We start from the raw sequence: 12,673 nt of genomic DNA on the forward strand, positions 1-12,673 counted from the left end.
TAGCAAGAAGTGGACGATGCCAATACGGGACTGGAAAGCGGCACTGAACCGCTTCGCCATCCAGTTTGAAGACCGGGTACCGCAGACTTAAACGAAAAACCGTTTACACAGAATTCAGTACACCCCCACGATCAGCTTCCTGACTTACTCCTTGTGACGAATAGCTTCGACAACAATCCGAAGTGCCCTCGATTCGTGGCGGCGGCTGGGATAGTACGCATGGAGGCCAGGAAACTTTCCACACCAGTCGCTCATGACGCTGATTAATCGGCCCTCCCGTATGTATCCCGCCACCAGGTCTTCCGTGACGAACGCCAAGCCATTGCCGCTCAAGGCCGCTTGTACCATGGGCACGGCGCTGGTAAACACGGCCTGGCCGCTCACCCTAGCTTCCACGTTGCGTCCATCATGCTGCAGTTCCCACGCTTAGATGCCGCCACTGCCTGCGAGCCGCAGTGTGATGCAATTGTGCTTCATCAGGTCATGCAAATTGGTGGGTTGCATATGCCAAGAGAAGTAGGCAGGTGAGCCAACGATCATGGTAGGAATATCGGGCGTGAGCCGGACGGCAATCATGTCTTCCGCCACCTGATCTCCATAGCGTACTCCGATATCATAACGGTCCGCCGCAATATCGATCAGCTTGTAATCTGATTGAATCTCGATATTCAGGTCTGGATAATGAGGCAGCACCGGTGCCAGCCTTGGCCACAGCAGGGTATCAATAACATGGTCGATGGCGGTGATGCGCACTGTTCCCGCCGGCTTGCCATTCAAATCGCTGACAGCGGCGATTTCAGCATGGACCTCATCAAGCCGCGGCGCGACATTGGTCAGCAGACGCTCGCCTGCTTCTGTCGGCGAAACACTCCTGGTCGTACGATTGAGCAGCCGCACGCCCAGCAGGGCTTCCATATCCCGAATGATGTGACTGAGAGTGGATTGGGACATGCCTAGCTTGATGGCGGCACGGGTGAAACTGCGTTCGCGTGCGACCTCAAAAAATATAAGAATGTCAATGATGTTATCTCTGGCCATTTGAATAATTCCTGAAACCGGCTGTTAAGGGTATCCCGTCGTGGTGCCTGGCAACGGATGATACCAATTGGATATGCGATTTTTAATATAAATATACACAATATTCATGGCCGTCACACATATACCTATTCGAGATTTCGGTGCGCAGGTGCGTTAAGCGCGACGTACGATGCACGTCAACACCTACAACGTGCCCCATACCTAACGAACTGGAGAAGCAGACATGAGCATAGATGACATAGCACGCCGTGATTTCTTAAAGACTGCTGGCACAGGCATGGCCGTGCTGGGCAGCCTTTCCGTTGCCGCTAGTTCAGCGTTCGCCGCCGATCGCAAGCCAATGCCGGATATGTCCAACAACGCTGACAACTTCTACAGGAGCGCGACAGTCACTTCGCGCAAGGTCAGTTTCAACAACCAGTACCAGATGCAGCTCGTCGGCGCTCTGTTCACACCCAAGGATATCAACCGCAATGCCAGGCATCCCGCGATCATCATCGGTCACCCGATGGGCGCGGTAAAGGAGCAAAGCTCAAATCTGTACGCGCAGAAACTGGCCGAGCAGGGTTTCGTCACGCTGGCCATCGATCAGTCGTTCTGGGGCGAAAGCGCCGGCCAGCCGCGCAATGCCGTAGCGCCGGACATCTACGCCGAAGCCTTCAGCGCGGCGGTGGACTATCTGGGCACCCAGCCATTCGTCGACAGGGAACGGATCGGCGTTCTCGGCATTTGCGGCAGCGGCAGTTTCGTCATCAGTGCCGCCAGGATCGATCCGCGCATGAAGGCCATTGCCACTGTCAGCATGTACGATATGGGCGCCGCCAACCGCAATGCACTGCACCATTCGCAGACGCTGGAGCAACGCAAGCAGATCATTGCCGAGGCGGCGCAACAGCGCTATGTGGAATTTACCGGTGGCGCCATCAAGTACACCGGTGGAACCGTGCACAAGCTCGATGGCAATACGCATCCAATCCAGCGCGAGTTCTACGACTTTTATCGCACCGCGCGCGGCGAGTTCACCCCGGCAGGGTCGTTGCGCGAACTGACGACGCACCCGACGCTGGCCAGCAACGTCAAGTTCATGAACTTTTATCCGTTCAACGACATTGAGACGATTTCCCCACGTCCCATGCTGTTCATCACGGGCGACCAGGCGCATTCCAGTGAATTCAGCGAAGCGGCTTTCCGGCTTGCGGCCCACCCCAAGGAACTGGTGATCGTGCCAGGCGCCGGGCACGTCGATCTGTATGACCGGGTGAAACTCATTCCCTGGGAGAAGTTGAACGCATTCTTCCACAAGAATCTGGCATAGGCCCGTACCATGACAGCACCAATAAGCAGCACGATCCCGGATGGCGTGCAGGGGCGCGCTGACGCCGGTACGCAGGCGGCCTTGTGGGGCGGCGTCTTCGCCATGACGCTGTGCGTTTTCGCGCTGATCGCCTCGGAATTCATGCCCGTCAGCCTGTTGACGCCCATGGCGAGGGATCTACTCGTCAGCGAAGGATTGGCAGGACAGGGCATTGCCATCTCCGGCGCCTTCGCCGTGCTCACCAGCCTGTCGATTTCCACAATCGCTGGCAACATGGACCGCAAAACACTCCTGCTGGGGCTGACCGCACTGATGGCCGCTTCCGGGGCCGTCGTCGCGATGGCGCCGAACTATCTTCTGTACATGGCGGGACGTGCGCTAATCGGCGTGGTGGTTGGCGGCTTCTGGTCTTTGTCGGCCGCCATCGCGATGCGCCTGGTGCCTTCCCCTCAGGTGCCGCGCGCGCTGGCCATCTTCAATGGCGGCAATGCGCTGGCGACCGTCGTCGCCGCGCCCCTGGGCAGTTACCTCGGTTCTGTCATCGGATGGCGTGGTGCTTTCTTTTGCCTGGTGCCAGTGGCCTTGATTGCCTTTGTCTGGCAGTGGATCAGCCTGCCTTCCATGCCACCCCAGGCTGCCTCGGCGGATTCCCGCAACACCTTCAGACTGCTGCGGGATCCGAAGGTTGCCCTGGGCATGCTGGCTGTCAGCACGTTTTTCATGGGTCAGTTCGCCTTGTTCACCTATTTGCGGCCATTCTTTGAAAGCGTGACGCGGGTAGGCATATCCACCTTGTCGCTGATACTGCTGGCAATTGGCGTAGGCGGCTTTATCGGCACCATCGTCATCAGCAAGTTCCTGAAGTGGAATTTCTCCCGGACACTGGTTGCCATTCCCATCCTGATGGCATTGATCGCCGTGGCGCTGACCGTCTTTGGCAGCAAGGTCGCTGCCGTGGCGGCACTGCTGGGCACCTGGGGCGTTGTCGCGACCGCCGCGCCGGTAGGCTGGTGGTCCTGGCTGGCAATAACGCTGCCCCGGGATGCAGAGGCGGGTGGCGGGCTGATGGTGGCCGTCGTGCAACTCGCCATCGCCCTGGGTTCCACGATCGGCGGTCTGCTGTTCGACAGGAGTGGATACCAGAGCACGTTCATCGCCAGTGCGGCCGTACTGTTGCTGGCAGCCTTCCTGACCTCGCGTGCGCTAGCGCTGCGGGCAAGCTGATCCATGCACCGGAGCAAGCAATGACTGCGCGCAAGCCAGCGCTTCGTAACGGCGCACGGCACCCAGGGGCCGGCAAGAGCGAACGCCGCCTATCTGATCGCCTGCATGGACTGGGCCTGTTGCTTGGCCTGCTCTTCCTCGGCGCTTGCGAAGCCCGACAACAATCTGCCTGCGTGCCATGCGTTTTTTCCGCGGCTGCGGTACCCCTGAAGCCGAAGGAGTCGCGTATGTGGATGGTTGTTGGAGAACGTCGCTTCGTCGTCATCTTGTCCGACAACGCGACCGGGCATGCATTTGCCAAGTTGCTGCCGCTGACGCTGGATATGGCCGAACTCAACGGTAACGAAAAGTATGCAGATCTGCAAAAGGCGCTGCCGGCTACCGCGACCAGGATGGAAATGATCAGCAATGGCGACCTTTTGCTGTACGGCTCGAAGACCTTGGTTGTCTTCTATAAGGCATTTACTTCACCGTACTCCTACTCAAACGTTGGTCGCGTGGCAAATCCGGTTGGGCTGGCCCATGCACTGGGCGAGCACGGCGCCAGGGTCGAATTTCTTAGCTACAAATGAACGCGGTTAGTATGGCGAGCCCAAGCAACGCAGCCATGGCCGTTTTCTCAGGCCCGCGGCTCTGGCCCGCCTTTCAATACAACCTTACTGAACACGCGCCAGGTACTCTGCCAGCTGGCCGAAAGTCGCCTTGAAGCCCTGCTGCATCGACTCAAACCCCTGCTTGAACGTCTCATGCTGCTCATCCGTCGCCTTGTGCGGCGTCGACCTTAACGTCATCGTCGTTCTGCCGTTTTCCTCGGTGAGGGTCATGGTATTGAACGACTCCAGCGGCCAGGTGGCGCTGACGGGGTGCTGCACGGGGTTGCCCTGCTTGTCGGCAAACGACAGGATGGAAACGATCCTTTCCGGCACTTCGATAGACTGGTAGGTGAACTTGCCCCACATCTCATAGCCATTCTCGGCGCGCATGCCGTAGTGGAAAACGCCGCCCGGCTGCAAGTCCAGCGCCAGCACGCTCAATTCAAAGCCCACGGGACCCCACCACTGGGCCAGTCGCTCCGGCTCCACCCACGACTGGAACACCAGTTCACGCGGCGCGTCAAAGGTTTGCGTGATGACAAAGTCGCTGCTGTCGCGGTGCTGTCCTTCCTGCTTCTGTTCTGCGGTGGCCATGCTCTCTCCTGTGTTGGTAGACTGGCAGTGAATGTAACAGTAGCGCCGAAAATGGGAAAGCCCTGTACGCCGCTTGACGGAGATAACCGTCGCTACTTCGCCTTCCCCGCCGCCACCTGGTCGAGGATATGCCTGGGCACGGCCGCATAGTGCTGGAATTCCATGGTGTAGGTGGCCCTGCCCTGCGTCAGCGAACGCAGGGTAGTGGAATAGCCGAACATTTCGGCCAGCGGCACCAGAGCCTTGACGATGCGCCCCGCGCCGCCGGGGATGTCGTCAACGCCCTGCACCATGCCGCGCCTGGCCGTCAAATCGCCCATGACGTTGCCCATGAATTCTTCCGGCGTTTCCGCCTCCACCTGCATCATCGGTTCCAGCAGCACGGGCGACGCTTTGCGCATGCCATCCTTGAAGGCGATGGAACCGGCCATGCGAAACGCGTTTTCATTCGAATCGACGTCATGGTAGGAGCCGAAGGTGAGCGTAGCCTTGACGTCCACCACCGGGTAGCCGGCCAGCACGCCGGCCTTCAAGGTTTCGACGATGCCCTTGTCGACGGCGGGGATGAATTCGCGCGGCACCACGCCACCCTTGACGGCGTCGACGAACTGGTAGCCCGTGCCTGGCGGCAAGGGTTCCAGTTTCAGCACCACGTGGCCGTACTGGCCCCGTCCGCCCGACTGCTTGACGAACTTGCCCTCGATATCTTCCACCGTGCGCGTGATGGTTTCACGGTACGCCACTTGCGGCTTGCCCACGTTCGCTTCCACGCCAAATTCGCGGCGCATGCGGTCGACTAAAATTTCCAGGTGCAATTCGCCCATGCCCGATATGATGGTCTGCCCCGACTCCTGGTCCGTATGCACCCTGAACGACGGATCTTCCTGCGCCAGGCGGTTCAGGGCGATGCCCATCTTTTCCTGGTCCGGCTTGGTCTTCGGTTCGACCGCCTGGGAAATCACGGGTTCCGGGAAGATCATCTTTTCCAGCACGATGATGTGGTCGATGGCGCACAGGGTGTCGCCCGTGGTGACGGCTTTCAGGCCCACGGCGGCGGCGATGTCGCCCGCATACACTTCCTTGATTTCCTTGCGCTCGTTCGCATGCATCTGCAGGATGCGCCCCAGCCGTTCGCGCGCGCTCTTGGTGGGGTTGTAGACCATGTCGCCCGAGTTCACCACGCCCGAATACTCGCGGAAGAAGGTCAATTGCCCCACGAACGGGTCCGTCATGATCTTGAAGGCCAGCGCGGCAAAGTGCTCCTCGTCCGTCGGGTGGCGCTCCACCTCGTTGTCGTGCTCGTCGTGACCCATGATGGGCGGCACTTCCATGGGCGACGGCAGGTAGTCGATGACGGCGTCCAGCATCGCCTGCACGCCCTTGTTCTTGAACGCGCTGCCGCACAGCATGGGCACGATTTCATTGCCGATGGTGCGCGCGCGCAAGGCCTGCTTGAGCTCCGCTTCCGTGAACGTGTCGCCATTCAGGTAGCGTTCCGTCATGTCAAGCGTGGCTTCGGCTGCCTGTTCGACCATACGCTCGTGCCACTCCTGCGCCTGTTCCAGCAGTTCGGCGGGAATCTCGCCATAGCTGAACTGCACGCCCTGGCTGGCGTCGTCCCAGGTGATGGCGCGCATTTTCAGCAGGTCGATCACGCCTGTAAAGTGCTCTTCGGCACCGATGGGCAGCTGGATGGGCACGGCCACGCCTTTCAGGCGCTCGCCGATCTGCTTGCGCACGCGCAAGAAATCCGCGCCCACCCTGTCCATCTTGTTGATGAAGGCGATGCGCGGCACGTGGTATTTATTGGCTTGCCGCCACACGGTTTCCGATTGCGGCTGCACGCCGCCAACGGCATCGTAGACCATGACGGCGCCATCGAGCACGCGCATCGAGCGCTCGACTTCTATCGTGAAATCCACGTGGCCCGGCGTGTCGATGATGTTGATGCGGTGTTCCAGGAAATTGCCGGCCATGCCTTTCCAGAAGGCCGTGGTGGCGGCCGAGGTGATGGTGATGCCCCGTTCCTGCTCCTGCTCCATCCAGTCCATGGTGGCGGCGCCATTGTGCACTTCGCCGATCTTGTGATTCACCCCCGTATAAAACAGGATGCGCTCGGTGGTGGTGGTCTTGCCGGCGTCGATATGGGCGCTGATGCCGATGTTGCGATAGCGCTCGATAGGTGTTTTGCGGGTCATCACAATCTCCATGGCTAGCCCCGGCACCCGGTTTTCCAGTGTAGCAGACATCAATTTGGAGGGCGATCGGTGCGCAGTTTTTACCATGCGCGCAACACTGACATGAACGCGCACGCGCATTGCACAGGATAAACAAGAGTTTCCGCTATACTTTCAACTCTGTAAATCCAACAAAGATTAATCAGAATCAAGACGCACGGTGATGTACCGTGCAAGGCGACGCCGCTGGCATGCCAGCCCAGGTGCGCACCGAATGACATGTCCCTCTCAGCCTATGACTATCCGACTAAGAAAAATAATCCTCTCTTCCCTGCTGGCGTCGCCGGCGCTGGCCATGGCCGGCGAACTGGAACAGCAAATGCAGCGTTGCGCCGTGCTTGGCGATGCCAGCGCCCGCCTGGGCTGCTTCGACACCCTGGCCAAGGCGGCGGAAAAAGCCACCATCGCCGCTGGCGGTGATCCCGCCACCGCGGCCGTCACCCTGGCAGCGGCCGCCGAGGTCTCCCCCCTCACGCCGGTCAGTCCGCCGGGCGTGGCCACGCCCGACGCCGTCAACGCAGCCATTCCCGCCATCGCCCAGACTGGCGCGGCGCCACCGGAAGCGCCGATTTCGCGTACGCAACAATCGTGGGAGCTCAATGACGCTTCGAAGCGCGGCCTGTTCAACTTCCGCCCGCACCGCGACACCTATCTGTTGCTGGCCAATTATAGCGATGCGTCCAACGACGAACCGTTCCAGGATTTCACGCCGGGCGGCATCAAGAGCCAGCATGTGGAATTGACCTTCCAATTGAGCTTCAAGATGAAGCTGCTGGAAGACATCGCCGGCACGCCCATCGACATGTGGTTCGGCTACACGCAGCAAAGTTTCTGGCAAGCGTATAACCGCAAGGCATCGAGTCCCTTCCGCGAGACAAACTATCAGCCGGAATTGATGCTGGTCTTGCCGATCAACAAGAATTTCGCGGGCGTGGAGTTCAATTACCTGAACTTCGGCCTGGTGCACCAATCGAATGGCCAGACGTCGACCCTGTCGCGCAGCTGGAACCGCGTGTATGCCGAGCTGGGCGTGGAAAAAGACAACCTGGCCGTCACGACGCGCGTCTGGCACCGCCTCGACAATGGCAAGACCGACAATGACAACATCGACATCACCGATTACATGGGACATGGCGACTTGCGCGTGAGCTACCGCAACAAAGGCCATGAATACGCCGTGACGGCCCGCCGCAATTTCAGCAAGAAACACGGCTCCATGCAGGCCAGCTGGGCTTTCCCGCTGAAAGCCAACCTGAAAGGCTATCTGCAACTGTTCTCCGGCTATGGCCAGAGCTTGATCGACTACAACTATTCGCAGAAATCGATCGGTGCCGGTTTCATGGTCGACCTGTAAGCAGCATAGTGACAACAACGAAAAATGGCGCCGAGGGCGCCATTTTTTATTGCGGAGAAGTAAATCTCAACGCCGCCCGCCACCCAGCACGCGCGCCGGCAGCATGACGATGGCGCGCAGCAGTTCGAACACGCCTTCCACGCCGATGCCGATCAAGCGCAATGGCAGCAACAGCAGCCAGGCCAGCGGATACAGCACGAGCGCCAGCAAGGCCAGGGGCCAGCACACCAGCAAGAGCAGCAGCCACAGCATAAATCCCAGCATCGCGTTCCCCTCGAATGAAATGTGCGGAGCAAGCCATGCTTGCCCCGCTACCGTGACAGCACTATAGTAAAGCGCCGTCACGGCGGCAACGGCCATGCGATGAACTGCATAATGCGGGGATGAACTGAGTAAAAAAGGGGATGAACGGTCGCTGGCGAGCGCTTTATTGGCCGACGCAAATCACCTTCGTGACGTACTCATGCGCGTTCGGCTTCTTGCTGGTGGCCCATTTGATGGCCTGGTTGGCTTCTTCGATGGTCAGTATGCTGGCCTTGTCCTTCGACTTGATGAAGGACACGCCTTCAAACACGCCTTCCTTGCTACGCATTACCTTGGCAAACACGGGCGGCTTGGTCTCGCCATCGCTGATTTTGTTCTGTTGCACGAGGTAACGCTGATCGATCTGTTCCATGATAATAAAGCTGTCCAGTTGTAAAGGACGAAATATACCCTGAATGGACAAACGCCGCAGGACGAAATCGCTGCGGCGCTGCTTTTAAAGCAATGATATTTATGCGTAAACGGGGCTCTGCACTGCCGGTTGCAAGTTGACATCGTAGATGACTTGCGCGCGGATCGACGCTTCCAGCGAAGGTATCGAGCCGCCAGCGCGGTACTGGAAGCTCACTTGCAGCACGTCGCCCGCCTGCACGGCCAGCGGCGTGGCCAGCGGCAAACACATGTAGTGGTTCAGCCAGTCGATGGTGCTCGAACGCTCGGGCACCACGGCCAGGATGTTCTTGGTGACGAAACGCAAGGCGTTCAGGGTGCCGCTGCGCTCGACGACAAACTTGCCGTCAAAGCCGAACACGCTGTCCGTCGGCTGGCTGAAGTCGATGATGCTGTAGACGGACGGCGGCGCCAGTTCCTGCACGCCCGGGTGGATGGCCGTGGTTTCCTGGAATTGCACGATGGGCGCATGAAAACCCTCGAAATCGTATTCCTGCTGCATGGGCTGCACGGCCATGATGACGGCTTCGGGCAGGAAGATGGGCAGCGGGCCACCAAAACGGGCCAGGTAGCGGCGCTTGAACGATTCGATCACTTCCACCTGCTTTTCGCGCAGCATGCCAACATGAATCATTTCGCAAATGACCACATCGACGGGCTCGGGCGGCAGGTATTCGAAGGCGTCCGCGTGGACGACTTCGACTTTTTCACCGTTGGGATTGAGCGCCAGCATCTTGCGCGCTTCCTTGACCATGTCCGGATTGAACTCCACGCACCACACCTTGTCGGCGCGCGCGGCCGCAAACCACGACAGCACGCCCGTGCCGCCACCCAGTTCCAGCACCTTCATGCCGGGTTTTACCGCGTAATCGATGGCCGACTTGAAGCCATGCATGCGGTTCTGGTCCATCAACATATTGTGATGGTAATGGACGGGGATAAATTGCCCCAGGTAACAACTCTCGATTTCTCGTTCATTCAGCATGTCTGTCCTCTTGGAGTCTGGCTCCGATGGCCGATCGGTTTTGTCATTCCAGAAAGCAGTGATGTCGCACGGGCTGCGCGAGGGGCGGCGACAATACAGCCGGCGCCTGGCGGTGGTGGGATGGCCCATGCGATGATCTCCTGATTAATGCGACACGCTCATTATCGTTAATCGCCACGGAGAACAAAGGGTTGAGGTGAGAGGCAATTCCATGCCAGTTTCAGCGCTGGCATGGAAAATATTAAAATTAAAATATCATTTACGGGCTGCACGCGCCTTCTGGGCAGCTTCGATGATGGCCACCACCCCGGGCTTGTCGCCCGCCTGCGCGAACTGCGCGGCCGTCCAGCCATGGTCGCTTTTCAGGCTGGCGTCCGCGCCCCAGGACAGCAGCAGCTGGACGGCGCCTTCCTGCCCTTCGCGGGCGGCAAACATCAGCGGCGTGACGTTGGCGGGCGCGCGCGCATCGACCACGGCGTCGCGCTCCAGAAAAATCTTCATGATGGGCAAGTCGCCCGCCGAGGCCGCATAGTGCAGCGCCGTCCAGCCGCTCTGGTTGACCTTGGCGCCCTTGGCCAGCAAGGCGTTGACCGCGTCCTGCTTGTGCTTGTAGGCCGCCATCATCAGTGCCGTGTTGCCATTCACCGAGCGCGCTTCGAGGTCGATGCCGGGCGTGTCGAGCAGCAGCTTGAACACTTGGTCCGCATCGTCCCGCAGGGCCAGCACGAGGGGAATGTCGCCCCGCTGCGCATCGGCCTGGTTCGGATTCATGCCGTCCGCCAGCATGCTGCGCACGCCGCTGGCGTTGTTGACGGAGACGGCGCGAAAGAAGGCATCCGGTTCCGGCGCCGCGTGGCTGGCGGTGGCGCAGCACAGCAACATCGCCAGCGCGAGTTTTTTCATCATGTCGTACCTTAAGAAGTTATGGCAACTGATTGAATAACTTGAAGAAATTTTCCGTCGTCTGGCGTGCCACCTGCTCCAGGGGGATGCCTTTCAGGGTCGACAGGTATTCCGCCACGTGGGCTACATAGCCGGGCTCGTTCATGCGGCCGCGGAACGGTACGGGCGCCAGGTAGGGCGAATCCGTCTCGATCAGGATGCGCTCGAGCGGCACTTCCAGCGCCACGGCTTGCAAATCCTTGGCGCTCTTGAACGTGACGATGCCGGAGAACGAAATGTAGAAACCCATGGCTATGGCGGCGCGCGCCACTTCGAGCGATTCCGTAAAGCAATGCATGACGCCGGCCACGCCGCCGTCGGACACCCCGGCGCCCTCTTCTCGCATGATGCGTATCGTGTCTTCGCTAGCTGCCCGTGTGTGAATAATCAAGGGCTTGCGCGTGATTCTTGACGCTTTGATGTGGGTCCTGAAACGCTCGCGCTGCCACTCGAGGTCGCCCGTCAGACGGAAATAGTCGAGGCCCGTCTCGCCGATGGCGATAATCTTCGGGTGGTCGGCCAGCCGCACCAGGTCTTCCACGGACGGTTCAGGCGTGTCTTCGTAGTCGGGATGCACGCCGACGGACGCGAAAATATGCGGATACTGCTCAGCCAGGGCCAGCACCTGGGGAAAGTCCGGCAAGTCGACGGACACGCACAGGGCGTGCGTCACCTTATTCTCGGCCATCTTGGCGAGAATCTCGGGCATGCGAGCAGCCAGCTCGGGGAAATTGATATGGCAATGGGAATCGATATACATAAGAAGGGATTGTACCGGAGGGAGCAAAAACTGGCAGGGGAACAGCGCCGTCATCCCCTGCCACGGTGGTGCGGATGCTTACAGCTGCGAGGCAGGATGTTCCGACAGCGGAACGAAGTGGCCGGTCGACTCGTCGAGCGCGTCGAGAGAACCGTTCTCGATGTCGTACACCCAGCCGTGCAGGGTCAGCCGGTCTTGCGCCATGGCCAGCGCCACCGAGGGATGGGTGCGCAGATTATTCAGTTGCGCCACCACGTTGGCGCGCACCATGCCGTCGATGCGCGACTGTTCCGTCGGATGCGCGATCGACTCGTTGATCATGCGCGCCGCGTCGGCATGGTGCAGCCAGCTGCGCACGGCCGGCATATGCTCGAGGCAGGCGCAGGTGGCAATCGCCTTCATCGCGCCGCAATCGGAATGGCCGCAAATGACGATGTCGCTCACGTTCAGGGCCGACACGGCAAATTCGACCGTGGCGCTGACGCCGCCCGGTTCCGGACCATACGAGGGCACGATATTGCCCGCGTTGCGGATCACAAAGAGCTCGCCTGGCTCGCGCTGCGTCACCAGCTCCGGCACCATGCGGCTGTCCGAGCAGGAAATGAACAGGGCCTTCGGGGTTTGTCCCGTGGCCAGGGTCTTGAATAACTCGCGGCGGGCGGGAAAAACCTCTTTTTGGAAGCGTAGAAATCCAGCAATAATGTCGCGCATAAATAAATAGAATGGTTGGCAGAGCCGATATTATGGCTGAATGGCGCAGTTTTCGCCTATTGCCCCCGCCTATTGCCCTGCCGACGGCTGCCACAGCTCCACCTTGTTGCCCTCGGGATCGATGACCCAGCCGAACTGGCCGTATTCCGAGTCGGCCCCGGGCGTGGCAAACGGCCATGACACCCTGGTCAAAAAAGTTATCTGGA

General features: G+C 59.6%; 13 protein-coding genes and 1 pseudogene. 4 read left to right on the forward strand and 10 right to left on the reverse strand.

Going from position 1 to position 12,673, the window contains the following annotated elements; translation table 11 throughout:
* Positions 1-144 precede the first annotated feature (144 nt).
* Positions 145-1,038: pseudogene (locus CSZ94_RS20370) on the reverse strand (LysR family transcriptional regulator).
* Positions 1,039-1,378: 340 nt separating this feature from the next.
* Between CSZ94_RS20370 and CSZ94_RS20375 the strand changes: the two are divergent.
* The 3 genes from CSZ94_RS20375 to CSZ94_RS28335 all read left to right on the forward strand — a co-directional run bounded on the left by CSZ94_RS20375 (position 1,379) and on the right by CSZ94_RS28335 (position 4,149).
* On the forward strand, positions 1,379-2,353 hold the full coding sequence (locus tag CSZ94_RS20375; RefSeq protein WP_258001111.1) for an alpha/beta hydrolase: 975 nt from the start codon (positions 1,379-1,381) through the stop codon (positions 2,351-2,353).
* A gap of 102 nt (positions 2,354-2,455) precedes the next feature.
* A complete protein-coding gene (locus CSZ94_RS20380) occupies positions 2,456-3,577 on the forward strand; it encodes an MFS transporter (RefSeq protein WP_219726032.1) in 1,122 nt (373 codons plus the stop codon).
* Between the two features lie 20 nt (positions 3,578-3,597).
* Entirely contained in the window at positions 3,598-4,149 is a 552-nt protein-coding gene (locus CSZ94_RS28335; protein WP_219726028.1) for a cyclophilin-like fold protein, read from the forward strand.
* A gap of 84 nt (positions 4,150-4,233) precedes the next feature.
* On the opposite strand, the gene CSZ94_RS20390 is transcribed toward CSZ94_RS28335, so the two are convergent.
* Both CSZ94_RS20390 and fusA read right to left on the reverse strand, forming a co-directional pair.
* A complete protein-coding gene (locus CSZ94_RS20390; protein ID WP_102123201.1) occupies positions 4,234-4,764 on the reverse strand; it encodes an SRPBCC family protein in 531 nt (176 codons plus the stop codon).
* Between the two features lie 92 nt (positions 4,765-4,856).
* The gene (fusA, locus tag CSZ94_RS20395) at positions 4,857-6,962 is read right to left on the reverse strand and encodes an elongation factor G (protein WP_102123227.1); all 2,106 of its coding nucleotides are present in this window, start codon (positions 6,960-6,962) and stop codon (positions 4,857-4,859) included.
* A 274-nt stretch (positions 6,963-7,236) separates the two neighbouring features.
* On the opposite strand from fusA, the gene CSZ94_RS20400 reads away from it, so the two are divergent.
* Entirely contained in the window at positions 7,237-8,355 is a 1,119-nt protein-coding gene (locus CSZ94_RS20400; protein ID WP_308410582.1) for a phospholipase A, read from the forward strand.
* A gap of 66 nt (positions 8,356-8,421) precedes the next feature.
* Here CSZ94_RS20400 and CSZ94_RS20405 read toward each other — a convergent pair whose 3' ends face one another.
* The 7 genes from CSZ94_RS20405 to CSZ94_RS20435 form a co-directional block, all read right to left on the reverse strand.
* Complete coding sequence (locus CSZ94_RS20405) at positions 8,422-8,619, reverse strand: hypothetical protein (RefSeq protein WP_102123203.1); 198 nt, start codon at positions 8,617-8,619, stop codon at positions 8,422-8,424.
* 163 nt (positions 8,620-8,782) lie between these two features.
* A complete protein-coding gene (locus CSZ94_RS20410) occupies positions 8,783-9,031 on the reverse strand; it encodes a hypothetical protein (protein ID WP_102123204.1) in 249 nt (82 codons plus the stop codon).
* A 99-nt stretch (positions 9,032-9,130) separates the two neighbouring features.
* A complete protein-coding gene (locus tag CSZ94_RS20415; RefSeq protein ID WP_102123205.1) occupies positions 9,131-10,054 on the reverse strand; it encodes a methyltransferase domain-containing protein in 924 nt (307 codons plus the stop codon).
* 255 nt (positions 10,055-10,309) lie between these two features.
* Positions 10,310-10,960 (reverse strand): ankyrin repeat domain-containing protein, encoded by a 651-nt coding sequence (locus CSZ94_RS20420; RefSeq protein ID WP_102123206.1) that lies wholly within the window; start codon positions 10,958-10,960, stop codon positions 10,310-10,312.
* 16 nt (positions 10,961-10,976) lie between these two features.
* The gene (locus CSZ94_RS20425; RefSeq protein WP_102123207.1) at positions 10,977-11,756 is read right to left on the reverse strand and encodes a TatD family hydrolase; all 780 of its coding nucleotides are present in this window, start codon (positions 11,754-11,756) and stop codon (positions 10,977-10,979) included.
* 78 nt (positions 11,757-11,834) lie between these two features.
* Positions 11,835-12,467, reverse strand: coding sequence for a carbonic anhydrase (locus CSZ94_RS20430; protein WP_102123208.1), 633 nt, complete (start codon positions 12,465-12,467; stop codon positions 11,835-11,837).
* 69 nt (positions 12,468-12,536) lie between these two features.
* Positions 12,537-12,650 carry a VOC family protein gene (locus CSZ94_RS20435; protein WP_374703595.1) on the reverse strand — a complete coding sequence of 38 codons (114 nt, stop codon included), beginning with the start codon at positions 12,648-12,650 and terminating at the stop codon, positions 12,537-12,539.
* Positions 12,651-12,673 lie beyond the last annotated feature (23 nt).

Source organism: Janthinobacterium sp. ROICE36 (genome assembly GCF_002869965.1).
GTDB lineage: Bacteria > Pseudomonadota > Gammaproteobacteria > Burkholderiales > Burkholderiaceae_D > Janthinobacterium.